Origin of the sequence: Nostoc sp. (genome assembly GCF_036919595.1) — a bacterium.
Classification (GTDB): Bacteria; Cyanobacteriota; Cyanobacteriia; order Cyanobacteriales; family Nostocaceae; genus Nostoc.
The window spans coordinates 1-23953 of record NZ_JBALCO010000011.1 but is presented as its reverse complement, the minus strand read 5'-3'; the positions used below and the strand labels follow the sequence as shown (position 1 = coordinate 23953).

21 protein-coding genes and 1 pseudogene are annotated in these 23953 nt (G+C 41.2%); 10 read left to right on the top strand and 12 right to left on the bottom strand.

The window, feature by feature from the left end; translation table 11 throughout:
• Positions 1–243 precede the first annotated feature (243 nt).
• The 4 genes from V7K21_RS01365 to V7K21_RS01350 all read right to left on the bottom strand — a co-directional run bounded on the left by V7K21_RS01365 (position 244) and on the right by V7K21_RS01350 (position 5827).
• Positions 244–1842: a B12-binding domain-containing radical SAM protein gene (locus V7K21_RS01365; protein WP_335171043.1), complete on the bottom strand. Its 1599-nt coding sequence runs from the start codon at positions 1840–1842 to the stop codon at positions 244–246.
• A gap of 219 nt (positions 1843–2061) precedes the next feature.
• Positions 2062–3018, bottom strand: coding sequence for an NAD-dependent epimerase/dehydratase family protein (locus V7K21_RS01360; RefSeq protein ID WP_335171042.1), 957 nt, complete (start codon positions 3016–3018; stop codon positions 2062–2064).
• A 202-nt stretch (positions 3019–3220) separates the two neighbouring features.
• Entirely contained in the window at positions 3221–4282 is a 1062-nt protein-coding gene (hemE, locus tag V7K21_RS01355) for a uroporphyrinogen decarboxylase (RefSeq protein WP_335171041.1), read from the bottom strand.
• A gap of 855 nt (positions 4283–5137) precedes the next feature.
• Entirely contained in the window at positions 5138–5827 is a 690-nt protein-coding gene (locus tag V7K21_RS01350) for an Npun_F0296 family exosortase-dependent surface protein (RefSeq protein ID WP_335171040.1), read from the bottom strand.
• Positions 5828–6734: 907 nt separating this feature from the next.
• On the opposite strand from V7K21_RS01350, the gene V7K21_RS01345 reads away from it, so the two are divergent.
• A complete protein-coding gene (locus V7K21_RS01345) occupies positions 6735–7472 on the top strand; it encodes a hypothetical protein (RefSeq protein ID WP_335171039.1) in 738 nt (245 codons plus the stop codon).
• A 61-nt stretch (positions 7473–7533) separates the two neighbouring features.
• On the opposite strand, the gene V7K21_RS01340 is transcribed toward V7K21_RS01345, so the two are convergent.
• Entirely contained in the window at positions 7534–8850 is a 1317-nt protein-coding gene (locus V7K21_RS01340) for an ABC transporter substrate-binding protein (RefSeq protein ID WP_335171038.1), read from the bottom strand.
• A gap of 552 nt (positions 8851–9402) precedes the next feature.
• Between V7K21_RS01340 and V7K21_RS01335 the strand changes: the two genes are divergently transcribed.
• Positions 9403–10449 carry a glycosyltransferase family 4 protein gene (locus tag V7K21_RS01335; RefSeq protein ID WP_335171037.1) on the top strand — a complete coding sequence of 349 codons (1047 nt, stop codon included), beginning with the start codon at positions 9403–9405 and terminating at the stop codon, positions 10447–10449.
• Between the two features lie 83 nt (positions 10450–10532).
• Here V7K21_RS01335 and V7K21_RS01330 read toward each other — a convergent pair whose 3' ends face one another.
• Complete coding sequence (locus V7K21_RS01330) at positions 10533–11432, bottom strand: S66 peptidase family protein (RefSeq protein WP_335171036.1); 900 nt, start codon at positions 11430–11432, stop codon at positions 10533–10535.
• Positions 11433–11565: 133 nt separating this feature from the next.
• The gene (pgsA, locus tag V7K21_RS01325; RefSeq protein WP_335171035.1) at positions 11566–12108 is read right to left on the bottom strand and encodes a CDP-diacylglycerol--glycerol-3-phosphate 3-phosphatidyltransferase; all 543 of its coding nucleotides are present in this window, start codon (positions 12106–12108) and stop codon (positions 11566–11568) included.
• A 137-nt stretch (positions 12109–12245) separates the two neighbouring features.
• On the opposite strand from pgsA, the gene V7K21_RS01320 reads away from it, so the two are divergent.
• From V7K21_RS01320 to V7K21_RS01290, 7 genes are all read left to right on the top strand, one after another.
• The gene (locus V7K21_RS01320) at positions 12246–13667 is read left to right on the top strand and encodes an aspartate ammonia-lyase (protein WP_335171034.1); all 1422 of its coding nucleotides are present in this window, start codon (positions 12246–12248) and stop codon (positions 13665–13667) included.
• Between the two features lie 116 nt (positions 13668–13783).
• Positions 13784–14755, top strand: coding sequence for a DUF362 domain-containing protein (locus tag V7K21_RS01315; RefSeq protein ID WP_335171033.1), 972 nt, complete (start codon positions 13784–13786; stop codon positions 14753–14755).
• A 36-nt stretch (positions 14756–14791) separates the two neighbouring features.
• Complete coding sequence (locus V7K21_RS01310; RefSeq protein WP_335171032.1) at positions 14792–14962, top strand: hypothetical protein; 171 nt, start codon at positions 14792–14794, stop codon at positions 14960–14962.
• 881 nt (positions 14963–15843) lie between these two features.
• Positions 15844–16029 carry a hypothetical protein gene (locus V7K21_RS01305; protein ID WP_273769420.1) on the top strand — a complete coding sequence of 62 codons (186 nt, stop codon included), beginning with the start codon at positions 15844–15846 and terminating at the stop codon, positions 16027–16029.
• Between the two features lie 530 nt (positions 16030–16559).
• On the top strand, positions 16560–17072 hold the full coding sequence (locus tag V7K21_RS01300) for an inorganic diphosphatase (protein WP_298907371.1): 513 nt from the start codon (positions 16560–16562) through the stop codon (positions 17070–17072).
• Between the two features lie 119 nt (positions 17073–17191).
• Positions 17192–17575: an aspartate 1-decarboxylase gene (gene panD / locus V7K21_RS01295; RefSeq protein WP_335171031.1), complete on the top strand. Its 384-nt coding sequence runs from the start codon at positions 17192–17194 to the stop codon at positions 17573–17575.
• An 11-nt stretch (positions 17576–17586) separates the two neighbouring features.
• Entirely contained in the window at positions 17587–18489 is a 903-nt protein-coding gene (locus tag V7K21_RS01290) for an MBL fold metallo-hydrolase (protein ID WP_335171030.1), read from the top strand.
• Between the two features lie 165 nt (positions 18490–18654).
• Here V7K21_RS01290 and V7K21_RS01285 read toward each other — a convergent pair whose 3' ends face one another.
• From V7K21_RS01285 to V7K21_RS01270, 4 genes are all read right to left on the bottom strand, one after another.
• The gene (locus V7K21_RS01285) at positions 18655–20259 is read right to left on the bottom strand and encodes a serine/threonine-protein kinase (protein ID WP_335171029.1); all 1605 of its coding nucleotides are present in this window, start codon (positions 20257–20259) and stop codon (positions 18655–18657) included.
• A 429-nt stretch (positions 20260–20688) separates the two neighbouring features.
• On the bottom strand, positions 20689–21519 hold the full coding sequence (locus tag V7K21_RS01280; RefSeq protein ID WP_273769426.1) for a phytoene/squalene synthase family protein: 831 nt from the start codon (positions 21517–21519) through the stop codon (positions 20689–20691).
• A 733-nt stretch (positions 21520–22252) separates the two neighbouring features.
• Positions 22253–22525 carry an FAD-dependent oxidoreductase gene (locus V7K21_RS01275; protein ID WP_335171028.1) on the bottom strand — a complete coding sequence of 91 codons (273 nt, stop codon included), beginning with the start codon at positions 22523–22525 and terminating at the stop codon, positions 22253–22255.
• A gap of 2 nt (positions 22526–22527) precedes the next feature.
• A complete protein-coding gene (locus V7K21_RS01270; RefSeq protein ID WP_335171027.1) occupies positions 22528–22953 on the bottom strand; it encodes an FAD-dependent oxidoreductase in 426 nt (141 codons plus the stop codon).
• A gap of 535 nt (positions 22954–23488) precedes the next feature.
• Between V7K21_RS01270 and V7K21_RS01265 the strand changes: the two genes are divergently transcribed.
• Positions 23489–23806, top strand: coding sequence for a hypothetical protein (locus V7K21_RS01265; RefSeq protein WP_335171026.1), 318 nt, complete (start codon positions 23489–23491; stop codon positions 23804–23806).
• A 15-nt stretch (positions 23807–23821) separates the two neighbouring features.
• Here V7K21_RS01265 and V7K21_RS01260 read toward each other — a convergent pair.
• A pseudogene (locus V7K21_RS01260) lies at positions 23822–23953 on the bottom strand (IS630 family transposase); the annotation flags it as partial.

Here is a 23953-nt window from a genome sequence, read left to right as displayed (position 1 = left end):
TGTAAACCAAAACCAGCGTAGTTCGGGGAGCCACTGCGCCCTTGCTGTTTCCCGACTTGTACCCCTACGGGAAAGCAAGCTACGCGCAGCGTCTCTCTTAGGAGAAGCAAGTGGCGTTTGAGGGACGAAACCCAACACTAAACGCGACTTTGTTGGGTTTCGCTACGTTCAACCCAACCTACAATTATCCTTAACCCAAGCGTATTGGTTTATAGTATACCTTACGAGCTTTCAAACATCCTCTTAACTGACTACCGCTTCAGCTTTTTGTTCTACTTTTTCCTTAACTAGCACATATGGATTTTCTGCACCTTGTGCTAGATATTCTGCTAGCTGGCTTTCAATTTGATCGCGCACAATTTGGCGATACTCAAGAAAATGTTCGTTGTGGGCACAAGCAGCAATGTAATGTTCAACAACTCCTGGGTTACGCTTGATGATGCTGAACAAATGATGCCAGAATTTCCAGCGAGTTTCCCGTTTGATTCCTTGTCGCCAAATTACAGTCAGCAGCGCTCTAATAACTACCCACTCAGGCATTTTGGCTGGTGCTTTCCAACTTGGCAAACCCATCATCAAGAAACAGCGGTAGGTACGATCCAAGTATTGCATCGGGTCGTATAAAGTACAAAACGCCTCAATATATTCTCGTGCAAGTTCTTCCAGGGGACGGGTGGGAAGGAAGTTCATCAATGTTGTTTGGTTGATGTTGCCATCTTGGTTTTCCCGCAGTCGTCCTTCCTTTTTCAGGCGATGCCAAAGCGCGGTGTTAGGTAACGCTTGCAACATGGCAAAAGTAGTAGAGGGAATAGCTGCTTGTTCAGCAAAGCGGACAATGCGATCGCCTGCACCTGCTTTTTCGCCATCAAACCCAATAATAAACCCAGCCATTGGGCGCAATCCTGCTTTGGTGATGGTTTGCACTGCCTCAGTTAGGGAACTGCGAGTATTTTGAAACTTCTTGGTCATTTGCAAACTATCCTCATCCGGCGTTTCGATTCCCAAAAACACCGCCGAGAAACCACACTCAACCATCAACTCCAACATTTCTGAGTCTTGTGCTAAGTCAACTGAAGCTTCAGTGTCAAATCGGAAGGGATACTTGTGTTCTGCCATCCAGACTTTTAACTCTTTGAGCAACAATTTCACATTTCGCTTGTTGCCAATAAAGTTATCATCCACCATAAACACACCCCGCCGCCAACCCAATTTGTAGAGGTAATCTAACTCTGCCAACAGTTGTGCTGGGTTTTTGGTGCGCGGTTTGCGCCCGTAGAGAACAATAATGTCGCAAAATTCGCACTGGAAGGGACACCCACGCGAAAATTGCACCGACATCATGTCATAGGCATCAAATTCTAATAAATCAAAGCGGGGTATTGGTGTGGTTGTCACATCAGGTTTTTCAGTGGCGCGGAAAGTGCCAGATGTGTCTCCCCTTTTTATTGCTTCAATAAACATGGGCAGCGTGATTTCCCCTTCATCCAGAATCAGAAAATCTGCGCCAACATTTTCAACTTCGTGAGGTACAGAGGTGGGGTAGGGGCCGCCGACTGCGACTAGCTTGCCACGTTTTTTTGCTTCTTGAATTTGGTCAAGTAAATCTTGTTTCTGGACAATCATCGCCGAGAGAATTACTACATCTGCCCATGCCCATTCTGCTTCTGTTGCTGGACGGATGTTGCGATCGACCAGCTTGAATTCCCATTCTTGGGGCAGAATCGCGGCTACTGTTACTAAACCCAGAGGTGGTAATAAAACCTTGCGATCAACTAACTCCAAGATTTTTTCATATGACCAAAAGGTTTTGGGAAATATCGGATACACTAACAAGATTCGCATCTAGTATCAATCCTCACACTTTGATTGTTATCCCACTTTAACGAAAATTAAGAGTTATTGACTTTTTCTTAAAGTTGTTCTAGTTTAGCACTAATATTTTTCTCTGAAATTGGAACGAATTAAGAGAATACAGCCGTCAAAAGTAAGTGTTTCGCTATGATAACTACACTCAGTAATCACAAGATTTATCTCAAGAATTAGTGTAATTTATTACAGAGATTAGTTAGGAGCTTCAACACCGCTAATTTTCAAAACATCACTCATGGTTGTACAATAATTTGGCAAGCCGAAACTATGGGGATTAATTGCTTTTTCATAAGTGAAATGCCGATAGTTCATGCAAAACCGATCCCAAGCAGCCATCTGAATGTGGAACAGAACAATAATCAAATTAGCTAATGCTATAGATACGGGAATGCGAAAGTAAATCTTTTTGCCTAGATAAGCACAAACTTCTTTCACTGCTTGAGTAGCAGTTAACGGTGCTTGACCTAAAACAAGCCAACGTGATTGCTCATTTTTGGGAGGATGATCAATTAAATATCGTACGACAGTGGCAATGTCTCGTCCGTGGATAAAGTGAAAACTGCCATCGGCTTCTAAAAAGCGAATCAAATTAATATATTTCGTAACTTCTGGAATGCCAGATGTGAGGTGAGAATAGGGTTTATTGGCATCACCACCTAATACTAAAGTGGGAAATACCGTGGTAATTTTGGGTGCGAGCGCTAATTTTTCTTTTTTATCTAAACACTCATATTTAGAACGAATGTAATCTGTCCCAATTTCCCCGGCTTCTTTTAATGGTTGATTGTAGCGATCCAAAACACTAGCTGTCGAAAAATAAATCACCTGCTGGCAACGTTCTGGATCTAGCAGTTCGAGCAACTCTATAGTCTTGACGACATTAATATCAAATGTCTGATCACCACCCCAAGCTGTGGCTGTGAGTACCGCCGTATCAATTGTGGATAGCAAATCGGCAAACTGGCAAATATTTTGCATATCACCTTGTAAAACGTTGATGCCTGAACGGGCGTTGGTATCAACTTGCAGTTTACTTGGGTTCCTAACTAGCAGATATACTTCGTGATCTGTTTCTTTAATTAAGGCTTCTGTTAAATAATGACCTATACAACCACTTGCACCAGTCACTAAAATCCGTTTCTGGCTCATACTAAGATTTTAATAAGTTAGGAGTTAAGAGTTAAGAATTAAGTTAAAAGTTCCCAATCAGGAGTTATTAATCAAGTTAGGAGTTAAGAATCAAGTTAGGAGTTAGAAGTGAGGAGTTAAGAATAAAAAAATAACTTTGCACCTCGCAACTGAGAACTTTATAGTTTATTACTCCTAACTCATAACTCATAACTCCTCATTCTCAAGCCTTAACTCCTGCAAGATTCAGTTCCTTTGCGGTTTCAAAGAAGAAAGCGACATTTTCCTCTGGAGTTTCTGGTAATACACCATGGCCGAGATTGAGAATGTGACCCCAATTGCCAGCTTTGCGAACGGTATCGAGAATGCGATCACGGATAAACTGTTTAGAGCCAAATAGCACGCCTGGATCAAGATTTCCTTGAACTTTGACTTGCTTGCCCAATCTTGCCCGTGCATCTGCCATATCCACTGCCCAGTCTACACTGACAATATCAGCGCCAGATTGTCCCATTCTTTCCAACACACCCGCACTACCGCTAACTAGCAAAATCAAAGGTGTATCGGGGTGGGTTTGCTTGACTTGCTGGAAAACTCTCTGTTGATAGGGGAGAGCAAAGGTGTCATAATCTTGAGGACTCAACTGACCCGCCCAAGAATCGAACATTTGCACAACTTGAGCACCAGAGTCAATTTGGTAGCGGGCATAGATGGCGATCGCATCTGCTAATTTAGCTAACAATTGATGCAGTATCATTGGCTCGGAAAATGCCATGTTTTTGATGATGGAGTAGGTTTTAGAACCTTTTCCCTCTACTGCATAAGCTGCTAACGTCCACGGCGCACCCACAAAGCCCAACACCGTTGATTTATCGCCTACAACAGATCGCAGCGTCTGCAAAATTGTTTTGATAAATGGTAGAGCTGCTTCTGGTTCTAAGGGACGCAAACGATCAATTTGTTCTTGAGTCCGCAGGGGCGAGTGAATGATTGGCCCTTTACCTTCGGCAATATCCATGTCAATACCCAAACCAGGTAATGGGGTGACAATATCAGAAAATAAAATTACTCCATCTGGTTGGAAGGCTCTCCACGGTTGCAAAGAAACCTCAATTGCTACATCTGGAATTTCCGAGCGATCGCGAAACGAAGGATACTGCTCTCTTAAGTCTCGATATGCTTTCATATATCGTCCTGCTTGTCGCATCATCCATACAGGGGGACGATCTACTACTTCACCACGAGCAGCCCGTAAGAGATGAGGAGTCGTTGAAGAAACACCCATTTATTACTTCATCCTAAAGAGTCACTTTTTTCTGCCACTGTTTAGCTTATCATTATGAATTACACTTTATTAGCTTATTAGCAACTTGTCAGGAAAAGGTGAGTAGCAGGGTAAACGCATCTAAAATTACTCTTGATCGCAACCAAGGTTAAGAACCAAAGGAAAAATGCTAATTTTTTCCTTTGGTTTAGTTTCCAAGACTCAAAGCGATGTCTACGACAAGCTACGCCTACGCCTAAAAAGGCCATTTATGGGCAAATATAAGGGGCTATTGAGATGAAAGCTTGATTTTACCAGACAAAATTTTGATTCGCTCCCGATCAATTTTGAGTAAGTTAATAAATTAATAAGGCATTATTTGTAATTTTTCTTTACAACTTATCCCATGCAGATATCTCAGGAGACACTTATAAACAGTAATTACCGCCAGAATTAAAGCGGAAATATTAAAAAGCTCGCAAAAAAGCTGTGGTCAACCAAATTTTTTGGTGCGAAACATTAGATAACTAGTACAATAAGGCAAAAGTCAAAATAAAAAATACTTATCCCGTAAGCTTTTTAACCATTCCAGATGGTAGGTTAATTTCTGCCATGACGTATTAGTAATATTTTAAATATTTTGGATATCAGCGCTCGGTTGGCTTGACTACAGCATTAATGCCAGCAAGCGCTACAAGTTATTGTTTTTTTGACTTATCCCATGAAATCATCGTTTTAAGTATCACATAGAAATGCACCTCTCACTTATGCATGAAGGGAACGCATCAGGAAAAGTGCATGACAAGTAACAGATGTGTCTCTACGCCAAGTGTAGAGACACATCCTTAAGGATTTTCAATGGGTATCCTGATAAATTTATGCTTTCACTGTCACTTTATGTTGTGAGCGTTTGAAGAGTGAAGTCATACCACAAGCACCTATTGCTAACACACCTAACATCGCATTAGGTTCGGGAACGCTCTGGCTAGCTAGTCTATAGGCGTGGTTATCTGTTTCAAAGGCAATACCATCTGAGCGCATTACAACTCGGTCAAATGTTTCTCCTGTTCCAGCTACAAGATTGATAAACATATTAGCTTGAGTACTAGTCCAACTACCATCAGCTATAGCAGTTGGCACATCTGCACCACTAAAGGTCTTTAACAACTGATTACCTTTATAAATGTCAATATAGTTATAACTATCCAATGAGCCTGCATAAAAACCGAAGTAATCAACAGCTTCTTTGAAGTTAATATTGACAAACCCACTGTCTCCTGCAACATTACTACCTGATGGAGCAATTGTTAAAAATTTGGTATTATCCCCATAAGGTGAGGCGTATTGACCAGATACACTACCTTGAACAATGTTAGTAGTAATATTAGAGTAGGTAACAAATCCATTGGGATCATTTGCTGTGCCATCGTCAAAGGTGACAGTTTTGGTATTAGAGTAGCTAGAAAACGGGCCAGTGTTGACTTGCAGAGTTACGGCACTGGCTGGATTTGCACTTATGACCACAACAGATGTTGCTACTAAAGCCAAGGATAATTTTTGCAGCATTCTAGTAATAAACCTTGAGAAACACAAAGATAATTAAGACTGAACTTTTCTTTAAACCTAGCTATGAAAAACTGATTTTATTACTCCAACAACATAGAATAAAATCACAAAGATTCTTATGTCCTTCTAGATGACTTTTGTTGGGTACAACAAGCTCGAAGATGTAAGTTTATCTTGATGCTTTGTAATCCTATTGTGATTTTTTTTAGTCGTAAAAGATACGGTATATATACTAAAATATCTTTAAAGATTAAGTGAAGGTTCTTGTGCAATTCTAGTGGGCAGGACAAACGCATCTAAATTACTCTTGATCACAATCAAGGTTAAGAACGAACAAAAGAATCACCATTTCTCGTTTGGTTTAGTTTCCGAAACTCAAAGCGATGTCTACGACGGGCTACACTAATACTTCTCGGTTAAACGGCAATAAAGTTAAAGTAGGAGTAGGTTGAGTTGAGGAACGAAACCCAATATTATCAACCGTTCGTTGGGTTTCGCCACCGCTCAACCCAACCTACCATTCTTATCCGAGAAGTGTTGCGGCCTACCCCGAAATCTTTAGCAATAAGCATATGTTAATGAGATTAGTTTCAGATTTATTGAGAATAAGCTGCTATTATTGACATAACATACCCGCCTTGGGAGAGTGGCGAGTAGCGAGTGGGGAATGGAAAATAGGGACTGGCGAGTGAGAAATAGGGTAAAACAAGAATCAATATTTAATTGAGGATTGGGCATTGGGCACTTGTACTTAGCGTATCCCTACGGGGAAGTAAGCTACGCGTAGCGTCTCTAAGAGTTGCCGTAAAGCCTGCGGCATAGCTACGCTTAAGGCGCAGCCTCTCCAAGAGTTGTATTGGTTATTCTCCCCCTGTATCTCCCTATTCCCTCACTCCCCTAACTTCCTATGCAAACTGACTCTAACAGTCCTGATCGTGTTGCATCTGCTAATAACGAGCCTAACCCAGGAAAGCTTTTAATTCCGCGATCGCAGCGACAGAGGTTTTTTATTCAGTTTACCTTAATGACCCTGATCGGATGGGTTGTGGGTGGCGTTGCCAGTATCGCCTTAGAGAAAATTATTCTCCAAAGTCTCTCATCTAGCGTTCCTATCCAACCACAAACATGGAGCATTTTGGTTAGAAGTCTCAGTAACGTTGTATTTGCCGTAATTTTCGCTGCTGACCAAGCCCTAGTAATTTATCGATATTTACCTGGTTGGCAGTGGCTATTTGCTACTAGTGTAGGTTGGCTGATTGCCAACGGTGTTTCTACAGCCTGGATTAACTACATTTCAACCATTGCCTCATCATCTCCTGAAGATACTTTGATTTTGGGATTTCTATCTGCGATCGCATATATAATCTCTGGAATTTGGCTCGGTATTTGCCAATGGCTGGTATTGAGGCGATATACAGCTAGCATTTGGTGGTGGAATTTTTTACCCTCAATCTCTTTCTTCTTGATCACTATTTTGGTTTGGTTGCTTTTTCTTGTACAAAATTTGATTCCAGAAGTAAACCGTAATTTTATATTGTATTGGAGTGGACAAGGCTTTACGGCAGCAATTCTAGGAGCTATACCAGCAATTGGCTTGTGTACATTGAAAAGAAATTCACATCGCCAAAGTGGAATTTCTGCATAATTGTTATCAACTCAGATTAGGCACGAGCTTTGCAAATCATCATGTATAAGCTGATTGCTGATTATTGATCCCAAATCAGTTCTAAACGCTCTTGTGCTATCTTCAGCGTTTTTTCAGCAGACTCTCCTAGCAATGTAGCCTCGATCGCTCGACCAAGACTCTCAGAAATACGACTATATCCAGGAATAATCGGTCGAGTGCCAGCCAGAGGAATTTGTTCCAAAAACACTTTTAACCAAGGTTTTTGGTTGATGAATTGCTGATAAGCTTCACTTTGAGCAGCTTTCAGGTTAACTGGTAAAAAACCGGTTCCGATACTCCATTCTTTTTGGAATTCTTCACTCAAAACATACTCTAAAAACTTGAGTGCAGCTTGTTCTCTTGTCGGTGTGGTCTTCATCACATACATATTTCCAGTGCTGGTCACGCTAGCAGGCTTCACATTAGCAGGTATGGGGAATACCTTATAATCGACGTTGGACTTAATTATATAAGTCCAAGGGCCTGTGATCTGCATAGCAACACGACCCCCAATAAAAGCATCTTCTTCATAACCTCGTTCTGGGGAAGAAAGTGTTGCCGAACCATCTGTTAACAGGTCGTGCCAAAATTTTAAGGCTGCGATCGCACCGGGATTCGTCAGATTCGGGTGGTTATTGGTCACAATCTCTCCCCCAGCGCTCAATAAAAAGGGGAACCAACTAAAGACAGTCCATTCTTCCTTTCCTAAAGGCAGTAATATTCCGTACTGTTCAGGTTGATTATCCCCATTCCGATCTATGGTTAATTTTTTGGCGACTTTCCTCAACTCTTCCCAAGTCTTAGGAATTTGCGTAATTCCCGCAGCTTGGAAAAGTTTAGGTCGGTAAAAAATGCCTAGATTGCTGGTGTAGAGTGGGATTGACCAAAGATGCCCGTCTAATTTTAATTCTTCCCATAGGTTGGGGCTAATTTCCGACTTCAATGGCAATTTATCCAGCCATTTTTCTAAAGGTCGAATTGCCCCTAGTTCCATAAATTGACCTGTCAATTGAGGATCGAATGACAGAATATCTGGAGGTGCATTCCCCACAACTGCTGTTAATATTTTTGGCAATTGTGGTTGACCTATGAAGATAGATTCTACCTGAACATCAGTATGAGTCTGATTAAATTTATCTACTAGTTTGTTAAACACATCCCGATTAATAGGAGGATTGATTGATTGCCATAGACTCAGATGAATTATACCGTCATTCTTCTGGACTTTCCCTTGACAACCAGATAAAAATATTATACATATACTGACAACAATTAACAGAAGTGAAAGTTGCCAAGCCGAATTGATCAACTTGCGATAAAAATGCTGAACTTGAGATTGTAAAAGGGTAAGGTTCATGCCAATTATTAAATGTGTTGGGCATCTATCACGTTACTATTCTTAAACCATACCGCAGTGTAGTCAATTCGATGAAGGTTAAATTGCTTCTCTCTCAAAGGTTCAAAATCGTCTAAAGCTTTTTGACAACCGTCCCAATGACCTTAGTCATCCACCTGAATCATCCCATTAAGAACAACACCCTGAGCAAGGCTATTTTTTAGAACATGTGTTAGATATTAGCCAGCAGTTCTTACGATTTTATCAAGCTTTGAACTCTGAAGGTAAGATGATAGTGAATTGGTATTTCTTTAAAGTTTTTAATCAAGAATACCCTTTTCGTTTAGATGATCTAAAGTAGTAGAAACATTTTTCCATACACTTCAGAGTCACTTCTTAGAGGTTTTTCACCCTTACCTGATTACAACCCGCTGCTACCGTAAGCAGAGTTGAATTTAATTTCATGTCTTTTGGATGGAGCCACCGCGAAACCCAATAAGTGCGTTGTTTAGGTGAAAAAATAATTTTTGTGAAAATACATTAACGACGAAAATGTACCAGAAATTCTTATTTATGTCTACACCAATGGGTGCGTTAGGTTCAGGATTGGGAGGCGGAGTAGAGTTGACCCTATCTAATATTGCTACAGAGATGCTGCGGCGAGGACATCAATTAGAAATTGTTGCACCACAGGGTTCTGTCAGTAATTCATTACCTATTAGAGAAATCTCCGGAGAACTAATACAGATACCAGCCCAAAATCAGAGTCGTAGTGATCCGATTTTGCTGCATAAAAATTCTGTTTTAGCGAATATGTGGGATTATGCTCGCCAAGTGCAAGCAGATTATGATTTGATTGTTAATTTTGCTTATGATTGGCTGCCACTGTATTTAACACCATTTTTTAACCGTCCGATCGCCCATCTAATTAGTATGGGTTCTTTGACAGATGCAATGGATCAGATTATTGAACAAGTAGCAATCAATTTTCCAAGTAGTATTGGTGTTCACAGTCAAACACAGGCAGCAACTTTTACATTTACAGAACGGTGTATTTGTCTACTGAATGGTTTGGATTTATCTATTTATCAATTTTGTCCCGAACTAACTCAGAGCTTGGCGTGGGTAGGTAGGATAGCTCCTGAAAAAGGACTAGAAGATGCGGTAGCAGCAGCAGAAATAATCGGAATTACACTGAAAATATTCGGGTTAAAACAGGATGTATCTTACTGGGAGAAGATTTGTCAACAATACCCTGATGCTCCCATAGAATATGTCGGATTTTTACCAACGGTTGAGCTACAAAAGGAGCTAGGTAAATGTCAAGCACTTTTAGTAACTCCTCGTTGGATAGAAGCATTTGGAAATGTAGCAATAGAGGCGCTTGCTTGTGGAGTACCTTTAATTGCCTATCGTCGGGGTGGTTTAACAGAAATTGTCCAAGAAGGCAAAACTGGTTTCTTAGTGGAACCAGATAGTGTCCAAGGTTTAGTAGAAGCGATTCAACATTTGGATGAAATTGACCGCCAAGCTTGTCGCCAGCAAGCAGAAACTTTATACTCTTTAGAAGCTATGGGCGATCGCACAGAAGAATGGTTTCAAAAAATTCTGAAAAAATGAATAGTAATAATCTCCTTTAACTTGGATATTATTTGATTTTATGTACTACCAAAACTTTTTGTGATAAAAATATTTGCAGGAAACTATGGTGCGATCGCTAATATCCCCGTATCCCCATTTAAAGTTGCTTCTACACCTACTGGTAATGCTGCATTGGGACTATCATGACCAAAAGGTAGATTAGAGACAATCGGAATATTTAAATCGCCCAGGCGATCGCGCAATACTTCTTCTACACTAAAGCTAGACACAGTTGGTGGCGCTTCACAGCGGGTAAAACCGCCCAAAGCAATACCGCAGACTTGAGACAAAGCACCGCTCAAACGCCACTGTGTCAGCATCCTATCGATACGATAGGGTGCTTCTGTGACATCTTCCAACGCCAAAATTACACCATCCAGATGTGGCAAGATTGGTGTAGCTAAAAGGTTAGTTGCCACCGTGAGATTACCAGGTAATAAAGTGCCAGTTACCGCGCCACCACCCCACCCGCAACCTTTGAGAGGCGCGAGAGGACGACCTTCTACCGAATCGAATAATCGCTCAATTGACCAATCTGGCTCATCTACCAAAGTTGTCAGCACAGGAGCATGAACGCCGGAAATTCCTGCTATATAAAGGCTCCACAATAAAGCTGTAATATCAGAAAAGCCTATAAGCCACTTGGGAAGTACTGAATTTTGTTGCCAATTCCAATCTTCTAAAATGCGGGTGCTACCAAAACCACCTCTGGCGCAGAGAATACCGCGACAATCGGGATCTTGCCATGCTGCTGCTAGTTGATGACGACGAGTTTTATCTTTTCCTGCAAGATAACCCCATTTATCATCTATCTGAGGAGTGATTTCTACTCGATAACCACGCGATCGCCAAATTTCTAAACTATGTTCAAATGCCTCAAATTCTCGCAAAGCACCACTAGGGGCAATTACTCGTAGTAAGTCTCCAGGTTTCAAGGGCGGTGGTAAGATTTTGGATGGCATGAAAAAAGTTAGGGGTTTGGAGAGACGCGATTAATCGCATTAGTACAGGAGTTAAGAATAAAGACTATACCTCAGAACTCCGATCAAATTTTATTGAATCATTTTTCAAAGCGATTGCCACAGTGGTTTTATTTTAGGTTCGCTTTGTATTTAACTGTGGATTTTCCTTAGTTGGGTTTTGCGGTATCAGATAAATACCCCCAGAGATTAAAGTTAGGGCGACAGAAATCCAAAAGGCAATCAGAGAGGGAGTTTGCCACACTTGAGTAAGCGGTGCAATCAAAAGTGCGATCGCGACTATTTGACTAACAGTTTTGAGTTTACCCCAAATATTTGCCCCGGTAATCGTTGTTTGATTTACCCGCCAACCAGCGATCGCTAATTCTCGCGCTAAAATCAGGAATACTCCCCAAGCCGGCACTTTTCCTAGTTCAATAAAAACCAGCAACGGCGCAAGTACCAGAAATTTATCCACTAAGGGATCAAGAAATTTACCCAATTCACTAATTTGGTTGAGTTTCCGCGCCAAATAGCCGTCTAGCCAATCAGTCAATGCAGCAATGAGAAAAATCGCCAAACATATCCACTTAGCTTGAGGTGTAGGATTATATAAACCGTAAAGCAGAAAGGGTATCCCCAATAGGCGAGAGAAGGTAATCCAGTTGGGTATAGTCATAGGGAATTCAAAAATCAAAATTAACAAGTGTAAAGCAACAAGCAGCCAACCAAATATGCAAAATCTATGCAGATTAGTGTATCTGAGTGTACCTGCGTGGGAAAATCTGTTTTCTGTAGCTCTCTTAAAACAATACTATGACTGAACACACAGACTCCCAATTCCGCATCGAACGCGATTCGATGGGCGATCGCCAAATTGCTAGTAGCGTTTATTACGGCATTCAAACGCTGCGGGCAATTGAAAACTTTCCCATTAGCGCTATTAAACCTTTACATACTTACGTAGATGCTGGATTGCTAATTAAAAAAGCTACAGCAATTGTGAATGGAGAACTGAATTGCATTCCCCAAGATATTAGTCAGGCGATTGTCCAAGCAACTGATGAAATCTTAGCTGGGAAGTTCCGGGATCAATTTGTCGTGGATGTTTATCAGGCGGGTGCTGGAACATCCCACCACATGAATCTCAACGAAGTTCTGGCAAATCGCGCCTTAGAAATTCTTGGTGAAGAAAAGGGCAATTACAAACGTGTTAGTCCTAACGATCACGTTAATTATGGGCAGTCTACCAATGATGTGATTCCTACCGCAATTCGCATTGGTGGTTTATTGGCATTATCCAAGACGTTACACCCAGCAATAGATAGTGCGATCGCATCTTTAGAAAATAAAGCTGTAGAATTTCAAGATATCGTCAAATCTGGCAGAACTCACTTACAAGATGCAGTACCAGTGCGTTTGGGTGAAAATTTTCGGGCTTGGGCGCAAATTCTTACAGAACACCAAAACCGGATTTACACCGCCTCTGGTGATTTGATGGTGCTAGGTTTGGGAGGTAGTGCAGCCGGAACGGGGTTAAATACTCATCCTCTGTATCGCGCCCGTGTAGTGGAAGTTCTCTCAGAATTGATTGACACTCCTTTAGAACCTGCGCCTCACCTCATGGCAGCCATGCAGAGTATGGCACCATTTGTAAATGTTTCCGGTGCTTTACGCAACTTAGCGCAGGATTTAGTCAAAATCTCTCACGATTTGCGGCTGATGGATTCGGGGCCAAAAACAGGCTTGAAAGAAATTCAACTGCCTCCAGTGCAACCCGGTTCCTCGATTATGCCAGGGAAATATAATCCAGTGATGGCAGAGATGACATCAATGGTATGTTTTCAGGTGATGGGTTACGACAGTGCGATCGCTTTAGCTGCACAAGCCGGACAATTAGAATTAAATGTGATGATGCCCCTGATTGCCTATAACCTAATTCACAGTATCGAAATTCTCGGCAATACCATCGCTGCACTCACCGAACGCTGTATTCAGGGAATTACAGCCAACCGGGAACGTTGTTTAGCATCCGCTGAAGGCAGTTTAGCTTTAGTAACCGCACTCAATACCCACATCGGTTATTTAAATGCCGCAGCTGTCGCCAAAGAATCTTTAGAAACTGGTAAATCCCTGCGGCAGATTGTCCTAGAACGAGGATTGATGAGTGAAACAGACTTAGCCACAGTCTTAAATCTAGAACAAATGAGTGTTATCTTACCGCTCAGGACAGAATAATAGGTTACAGGGTATTGGGCATTGGGCAATAACTAATAGTTTTCTTCCCCTGCCTCCCCTGCCTCCCCTGCCTGCACTGCTCCCTACTCTCCACTCCCTCTATCCCCTATCTATCCATGCAGACTCAAAAACCATCTGTTAGTCTCATTCGGGCTACATCTTACCAACCAGAGTCCTTACGAGAATCCTTAGTTATTCTCCTGGAACCTTTTGGAGGAATAGCAGCGTTTGTGAAAAAAGGCGATCGCGTTTTACTCAAACCGAATCTACTTACAGGGACGCGTCCTGGTAAAGAGTGTATCACCCGTGCCGAACTAGTTTACGAAGTTGCCCAGATGGTAATTAAGGTTGGCGGTAAACCATTTTTGGGCGATAGTCCTGCTTTTGGCAGTGCCAAGGGCGTAGCAGTAGCAAACGGCTATCTGCCTATTTTAGAAGAACTTAATCTTCCGATTATCGATTTTCACGGTCAGCGTTACCAAACCGTTAGTGACAATTTTAACCATCTGCGGTTGTCTAAAGAAGCAATGGAAGCAGACGTAGTGATTAACCTACCAAAAGTGAAATCGCATATGCAGTTGACATTAACACTAGGCGTAAAAAACTTGTTTGGTTGCGTCCCCGGCAAAATGAAAGCTTGGTGGCACATGGAAGCTGGAAAAGACGCGAATAGATTTGGTGAAATGTTAGTAGAAACTGCCAGGGCAATTAACCCTAACTTAACCATATTAGATGGCATCATCGGTCATGAAGGAAATGGCCCCAGTAATGGTGAACCTCGCCACCTGGGCATTTTAGCAGCCGCATCAGATATATTTGCCTTAGATCGGGCAATGGTAGAAATCCTCAATGTCCCTCCTGAACAAGTGCCCACAGTTGCAGCTTCCCAAAGGCTAGGAGTTTGTCCAAAACTTGCTACCATAGAGTTTCCGCATTTAAATCCTGACTTATTAAAAATAGAAGATTGGCGGCTACCAGACAAGTTAATGCCTATCGATTTTGGTATGCCCCGCGTCATTAAGTCTACGTTTAAGCATCTTTACACCCGATTTATCAAGGAACCAATGAGTGTTTACGGAAGGAATTAGGGAGTGGGGGAGATGAGGGAGATAAGGAGAATAACCATGCCCAATACAACTCTTGAAGAGGCTGCGCCAACGGTTTACCTCGACTTCGCTACTTCGACGCCGCTCAGTACAAGTCGGTACAAGTCGCTCAGTACAAGTGCCCAATGCCCAATCCATAATTTACATGTGCAAACTTCGTTACAGCAATTTCATTTATTAGCAGAGTAATCTGTAATTACCCTCCGATTGCTTAACCAAACCGCCCTATGATAGTTAGTGGCGGTTTTTTTGGCTGATTAATTTGTTATATAATTTCTCGTCTTAGATTTTGATTTATCCAAAAACTTATATGGATTTAGGATTTGGAAATTGGGATTGGATATTTTGTTCAGATATGAGCAAAGTTTGGTGATAACCCGCTACACGTCTACACCACCTTCTAAAACGCTTTTTATTCTTCCTATATATAGATTGACAAAATTACTGTTAGATTACATATATTTTAAAATTTAAATTCTGAAATATTTGTTTAGTGGTATCACTGAATCCATGCTGCACAACACAGTTGATGTATCTGTATTTATTCGGTAGTTATAATTGGTTACAAAAATCATTCCTACCATTTCTTCTCTGGTGTCAAATACTTTGTGTATAACTACTGTATAAGAATCAAAAAAACTGACAGATATTCAGTGCTTTTGCGGTTTTGTATCCTGTATCACAAATTAGCAATTACAGTAAAATGACCTTATCAAAGGCGTTGTAGGATGTTATAATCATGAAGTATCGGACAAATACATTTTGCTAATTAATCTTTAAACAGCGAAAAAATGTAATTTATAATGCTGTTAAAGTTAGCTTGAGGTATGCGAACGTTTACACCATACAGGGAAACATCTGAAAATATTAATTACAAAATAAAACATGATTTGTTTATTTGTAACTTTGTATTAAGAAGTCCATGTATAAAAAGGCTATTATGACAGTTGCAAAACTGATTTAGATTGGAGAATGCCAGACATTTTACAGTTTAAAAATAGCTGAAATAGCATAAAAACTCTCGATAAGAGAGTAGACCTACACAGTGTTACGAAGAACTTCAATTTTGTATGAATTCAAATAGCCAGTCTGCCAATACCGATACATATTCCCAACGTTTGGCAGACATTGTGGGAACTGCGATCGCTCTATTGACTCTCACCCTACCCGTGTTTGTCATTGCCCACTATTCTTCAACTAATGTTCAAAATAACCAGCAACCCCTGATCCAAAACCTCAAAGGAAGTCAAGATTGATAAAGCTTTCCAGTAGTATTTCACCAGCAGGAGAGCTACAAAAAAAAGAAACCTGATTTTGAGAAAATCTCTGTAGATTTGAATGTAGTTCATTAGGAATAAGCCGAAATCTGGATTGTGTGACTCCAGATTTCAGTTGTATTCACAGAATGGCGCATAAATCCCTTTAACAGCAATCAAGGGCGGGAAAGAATAATACCCTTTTGGAAAAAGCGTTGCGAAGTTTCCTCGCAACGCTTTTTCCATTTTTTGGCTAATTTAAGGGAACTAAAAATGAGGGGAATGAGGCAATACTTCTCGGGTTTTGGGGGAAAGGGGAAAGAAAAAACCTTTTCCCCAAATCCAATTCCAAGTTTAAAATGCACAAAGCCAGAAGTATTGGCGGATGAAAGGGATGATGGACAAATAACCAATGCCCCATGCCCTGGAATAAATACCTTGGGAAGAGATCCATATTGCCCTAAAATTCTACACGGGGAGCGAAGCTGACTGAGTGCCCCCATGATTCACTGTTATCAGAGGAGTTTTTTGTGGATTTATCTCGTATTCCTGCCCAACCAAAACCGGGTCTAATCAACGTTCTGATTGAAATTATTGGCGGAAGTAAAAATAAATACGAATATGACAAGGAACTAGAAGCTTTTGCTCTAGACCGAGTACTTTATTCCTCGGTACAATATCCATACGACTACGGCTTTGTACCCAATACTTTGGCTGAAGATGGCGATCCCCTAGATGGTATGGTCATAATTGACGAGCCAACCTTTCCAGGCTGTATTATTGCTGCACGACCGATTGGCTTCTTGGAGATGATTGACGGTGGCGATCGCGATGAGAAAATCCTTTGTGTTCCTGACAAAGATCCGCGCTACACTCAGGTGAAATCACTGAATGACTTAGCGCCACACCGCTTAGATGAAATTGCCGAATTTTTTCGTAGTTATAAAAATTTGGAAAAAAAGGTGACTGAAATTCTCGGTTGGCAAGATGTGGACAAGGTTGCAGCTTTAGTAGAAAAATCCGTCAAAGCTTATAGAGGATAATAGAGGAGTTAGGGTTAGGAGTTAGGAGTTAAGAGTTATGAATTTTTATTCCTAACTCCTCACTTTAATGACTTCCGCTTGTTACGGATCGCAAAAACTGCCACCAATCCCAAACCTAAATGCAGCGCACTCTCCTTTTGGCAAAAATTCATAACTGCACCCTCACGGGGGCGAATATTAACTACGTGGGTAGTATCAGCATCGATGAAATCCTTTTGGAAAAAGCTGGGATCTTACCCTATGAGCAGGTGCAAGTAGTTAATAATGCCAACGGTCAGCGCTTTATTACCTATGCGATCCCGGCTCCAGCCCATTCAGGAGTAATTGAGCTAAATGGGGGTGCGGCACGTCTAGGCATTATTGGCGATCGCTTGATTATAATGACTTACGGGCAGTTCACTCCAGAAGAGTCAAAAAGTTACTCTCCTACGGTAGTCATTGTGGACGAAAAAAACAGGCTGTTGGAAGTGCGGCGCTACGATGACCTGCTCAGTAAGGTCTAATTTCAAGAAAAATGTCAAATTTTGAGTTGTCGGGTTCCCAGAGCTACATAAGAGAAAAGTCATCTACCCTGCCAAGTAGCCCAGCAGGTGAATTTCTCGTGCAATTTTGGGGTGTAAGAGGTTTGATTCCCACTCCAAGTAGCAATGCCAGTCGTTATGGTGGTAATACCGCTTGTGTAGAAATGCATGTAGCTGGGAAACGCTTGATTTTTGATGGCGGTACTGGCTTACGTATACTGGGTAAAATTTGGCAAGAACTACAACAGCCATTAGAAGCCCATTTATTTTTTACCAACTGTCAAGCAAATCGTATTCAAGGGTTTCCCTTTTTTGCTCCAGCATTTATTGTGGAAAATTGTTTTCACATTTACGGCACAGCTGCCTCAAATGGAGCCTCAATCAAACAGTGTCTGTATGACCAGATGCTCCAGCCACACTTTCCTTACCCTTTACAGGTAATGCAGTCAGAATTGCAGTTTTACAATCTGACTTCAGAAAGTGACGTGAAGCTAGATAATGTCACGATTACAACTGCATTAATTAATCAAACTCAGCGGTCAGTTGGCTACCGAGTTACTTGGCAAGAGTATAGTGTTGCCTACGTTACGGATTTGCACCCGAATGCTGATCAAGTAGAGCAAGAGCGGATTTTACAGTTTATTAAAGGCGTTGACTTGCTGATTGCCAATGCCACTTACACTCCCCCTACCTCTCACAACCATGACTCTGCTGATTTACTCTGGCAAGCTGCGGTGAATGCAGCTGTGAATGCTGGTGTGCAACGGTTAGCCATTTCTCATCATCACCCAGATGACCATGATGATTTTCTTGACCAAGTTGAAGTCGATGTCAAATCTGCTTTTCCTCAAGCAATAGTAGCCTATGAGGGTCTAGTTTTAACTGTTGGTAAGTGATTTATACTCGTTGGCAGAGAATCACTAACGGGGAGATGAGGGAGGAGGGGGGTAGGATGCCAATAGTTCAGTTTAAGATTTGATTTCCTCCCTTTCCTCCTTTTTAAGGAGGGAACTAGTCTCGAAGCCAGACCAAGCGACTAACTAGGAAATCTAACCTTCAACTTACAATAAACCTCGTTTACCATTGGGGCGCACGGTCATCCAATTTGTTTTTGCTAGTGCTAGCTGCTCATCTGAAATTTTGGCACTGGTGAGATTAGCACCACATAGATTAGCTCCTCGAAGGTTAGCATTGCTGAGATAAGCATTGCTGAGGTCTGCGCCTCGGAGGTCTGCCCCTTCTAAATCAGCATGGTTAAAGTATGCTTTGCTCAAATTAGCATCCTTGAGATTTGCTTGAGTGAGGCTAGCTCTGCCAAAGTCACTATTGTGGAGATTAGCTCCCTGGAGATTGGTTTTTTGCAATTGAGCGGAATGGAAATTTGTTTGGGATAAGTCAGCACCTTGTAGATTCAGCAAACTTAAATTGTGTAGGGCAAAATCCCGTCTTCCCTTCAAATAGGCTGTTAATAAACCTTGGGTATCTAACTTACGCTTAACTTTAGAATTTTGAACTTGCGAACCATTGCTGTTGCTGTTAGCTAAAGTCGCTGATTTGGCCATCCCAGAACTCTGGTGTAATCCAGCCGCTTCCGCTGCCTTGGCTCGTCTAGCGCGAATTGCTGCCGCTACCTGTGCCACTCCTACACTGGTAACAGCAGTAGAGGAGTTGTTACATAAAACAGCAGAATTTTCCAGGTAGTTGTGTGTTCGCTCTTTATATCTACTATCTGATTTAATCAGTAAACCCTTTGCTAAACTTTCTAAGTATGGTTCTATTTCCAATGCTCTGAGAACTTCTGCTGCTGACTGATAGCGATTACGTACAGACACCTCTAACATTTTTCGCAATACATTGCTCAAGTGGTCACTCACTTGCACAAGCGGCTCCCACATCATCTCGCCAGTGTTGGGATTGTAATCTAACTCTTTAGGTGTTTTGCTAGTCAGTAAATAAATGCATGTCACCCCCAGTGCATAGATATCACTGGCGTAGACTGGACGCATAGCCATTTGTTCTGGAGGTGCAAAACCAGGAGTGCCAATGGCATATGCAGTTAATACTGTTTGTCCTGATTGACTCGTCGCACCTTGAGTAACTTGGTCTTTGACGGCGCCAAAGTCAATGAGTACCATTCTGGCATCTTGAGTGCGGCGAATTAAGTTGGCTGGCTTGATATCACGGTGAATCACCTTTTGCTCATGGATGTATTGCAGTAGTGGCAGAATCTCGCTTAAGAATTGCTTGACTCCAGTTTCGCTCAAGATGCCGTTAAGTTTGACCTCCTCCTGCAAGGTATCACCACTGATATATTCTTGAACTAAGTAGAATTGTTCGTGATCTTCAAAATAGTCTAACAACCTTGGTACTTGGGGATGATTGCCAATCTTACCTAGAGTTTTGGCTTCTCGCTCAAAGAGTTCTCTGGCCATCTGTAAAACGTGTGGGGCGCTTCCTGATGGGCGTAATTGCTTAATTACACAACTCGGTTCTCCTGGTAAGCCTAGATCATCGGCCAAGAAGGTTGCTCCAAAGCCACCCTGACCTAATGGTTTGATCACCTGATAGCGCTCGCGCAACAGTAGTTGCGAGCCACAAGACTGACACCTTTGGCTATTTACCAAATTTTCTGGATTGGGACAGGTAGGATTTAAGCAGTAGCTCATGCACTGTCAACTCGCTGCACGAATAATCACGGTGAGTGTTATACTCCCTTTCAATTATTTAGATATTAATCAACTCTTACCAGGTAATTTTTGCTGGAAATCCTTTGAAGAGTTTCTAAAGTTTAACTGGTATTACGTAAAGCGACCGCCTAAATAAGTCAATTGATTATATTTATACCAATGACTAGTGTTTGAGCTCCTTTTTTATCGGTAGTATTGTTTGACATTGCTGAAACAGCCTTAAGCCAGAGACTTTGAATCCAAAATCCAGCTTGCGCTGAAAGCGCACCTTTGGTGCGACCCAAAATCCAAAATTGGTATTAGAAGTATTGGAGGGCAGTGCCCATCCTACAAAAAATCGCTGTAGGATTTTGGATGCCCAAATTTGGAGGCAATTTAGAATCGTCTCCATTAGTCCTTAAGTAACTATTAACTGGCTTTCATGTCCACACTAATCAGCTGTTCGATAAGTGCAAAAACATCACTGCGGCTGAGTTTCTCTTTACCATTAGCAAGGGCATCAAGGGTGCCATTAGCCAATGTTAAGGGAATTTGGCAAAAATCTAAGGCTGGACCTGTAGGAAGATTTTTTGTGTAAGCTTCTGCTAGGGCTAGATTGCGCCGAGCATACTCTTGCATATTTGCTGCACTCCAACCCTCTGGAAAAAAGTCTACCCCACGCCCTAAATCTTGAGTATGGTTACGCAGGATATTAACTGCTTGTAAACCCCGACCAAACCCAATCGCCTGGGTACGGTTAGTTTGCGTTCCATCGTACCAAGTCCATAAGTCCGAAAGTAATAATCCCACTGCACCTGCAACCCCAAAAGTATAACGATCCAAATCAGATTCTGTGTAAATTTTCCAGTTTCTTTCTGCCCAGTAAGCCATCCGGTCTGCCATTGCAGCAGTGGCATCCCAAATTCGAGGTGCAATGGTTTCTGGTGCTAGCAGTGACCATTCTCTAATCCTCACAGTGACTTCTTCTAAGGTATTCTCATACCCACTAAATCCTCCAAAGAAAGCATCTACCGCGAAGCCATCAACCCCTGCCTGTAATGTCAGACTAATCGTTCTTAACAGCTTTGCTTTAGTAGCGTTATCTAATTCGGGATGATCTTCAATTTCATCAATGGCACGCATACACAAATATGCTGATGCTACTGCTTCTTGCAATCCTGGCGGTAAAAGACTGATTGGAATATAAAAAGTTCGGCTAGTTTCTTTGAGGATTTGCAATGCATCTCTACGTAAATTCATGTTTTCACTCCCCGATTGATTTTTGCACCACATGAAGTTTGCAGTTTTTTGATGATACTGGATATAGTTTTGACTAAACCTTAAAAACTATAGACTATAAGATACGCTAGTATTTAATCTAAAAATTAATAGTTTTTGGTGTTGCAATTAACAAAACTCTCAAATTTATCAAAGTCCTATCTAGTATATAAGGTTTTGGTTGCAAAAATGTGTAAGGCGTCGTTTGATATAGCTTTCAGAAAGTTTTAGTGTATATATAAAGAATTATGCTAATATTTGGTTTATTCCCACGAAAATTTTCCATCAGCAAATATCCATTTTAGGGATTTGAAAGTATTTTAAGTCTGCGTTAATCTGACTAAGAAAGTATAACTATTGTATATATAAAGACAACTTCATAAAAGCTGGTAACGGATAACAGTAACTGTTCGCACCTTTAGGTGCGAACAGCGGGCTTGCTGAAGAGTTAAGGTCAGTTACATTGGACATAGAGGGCTGCAATGCTTGGGTTGGGCTACGCCTACGCTTAGATCAGTTACAGTGGCAGCCTCCTTGCTGTTCCAAGTGACATAAAGTGACCATAACTTAGAGTAAGAAGTTCCCGTATATTTACGAGATTGATAAAACAGCCCACTCAACAAAACATTTGTGAATATTTGATTTCTCATCAGTCTCAAGATATAGAGATTCAACAAGTTGTTTAGAGTTAGGCTAAAGCTATGGTCTCCACTTTTTACTTGTTTTCCACTGATGTCACCTCATTGGGTGAGTTGGTTGCTACTACCACAGCGTCAGTTCTCACAACTTTACCACTGCTCGTCTCAACACGGGCAGGTAAACTACCTAGGATTTTTTCTACGTGTATACTTATAAAAATTATATTGATATTGCGTTGTATAGCTTCTGCAAGTCCAGTTAGATATTTCAGTGGGTCAAATTGCCCTTGTCGGGGAAAGCATAGACATACTCCTGTATCAAAATTGCTCAACGGCGCTTTCTTCACCATTTCTACGTTAGTGAGTCCGACCCGTGTACTGCTTCTAACTTTTGCTGAATCTCATCTATTGATTTCAGGTCTGGGGGAAAAAGATAGCCGTCAAGTCTCTCCAAGTCGCAGCTAATGTTTTCTTGGGTGGCGATCGCCTCTATAGTATTAATCGCTATTGTATGACTTTGAGCAACAAGTTTTGCGCCCTCTTTACTGTGCATTTGCTCCAGTTTATGGTAACGATAAGTAAGTACATTCGATAGGTGTGCCGTTGTTCTTGCCGTTTGACCGCTACCAATGGGGCCATCATCTAGTACGACTACTGATTTACCTTCGCGGGTTAATATGGCAGTTGACATCCCTGCTATCCTAGCACCGACAACGTATACATCTGTATGAGTATTTTCGGTAAGCGTGGGTTGGTCTGGGACTTCTGCCGTTGTCATCCAAATAGAAATAGTTTTACTAGAGTCGTTTCACATGTTTGTTTAGAGTCTCAAGCCTAACTTATCTGCTGGAAATAAGGTTATGGAGGTAAGAGTAATAGGAAAGTAAGAAGGAAAAATACTTTGATATTTTTCCTTCTAGGATTGTGCCTTTATGTGTCTTTTAACCTTGCCACAACCAAGCTAATATATGTATTCCAGCTTGTTCTTGTATAGCCTAGACTATATAATTGTAAATAACGTATCTGCATCATGATAGACATAATAATGTGCTTAATAGTGGATAAAATTGCCAACTTTTTTATTAAGAAAACTTAAATTATTTTGTTAATTATTTTACTCTAGAGCCTTGGATAGTAGAAATGAAATCATTAGCCTAATTTACGAAGTTAATTTGCCTTAAAACAAGGGATTTTAATGAAAAATAAATATTAAATTTGAAATAAAATTTTACAAAATATTTAGTTAGATAGATGTACACTGTTGCCAAGGCAGCGAAAAAAATATATTTGTGTTGGCTATGGAGAGTCTGTAAATGCCAGAGCCTGGGAAATTAGGATCGATAATTAATTGTTTATTAATACTGACATTGTTAGCCTCTTGCAGTGGTAAAAACTCCGCTGAAGATATGGATAAAGAAACACAAAGTGTATCTTCTTGGTTAGCAACAGCAAATATGGTTGGTGATGCCTGGATAAGCGGTGCTGTACCAAATATATATGCTGAACAAACATTGAAAAGAGCCACGGAAGAACTACGAAAAGAAAAAGAGAAAATAGACGAAATAAAGTTATCTAAAGATGTAACTGAGCATGATAAATCAGTGCTATTAGCTGAAGTTTTACAGTTATAGCAACCGCTAGGTTGGTTAGGACACTAAACTCAGAACATACTCCATCGCCGCCCGCAAGGTAGGGAAGTACTCCAGTTGCTTGCGGATACGACTTTTTAGCCAAGACTTTTCCCCGCTCAATTTTATTTAGATCAGGAGAGTAAGGTG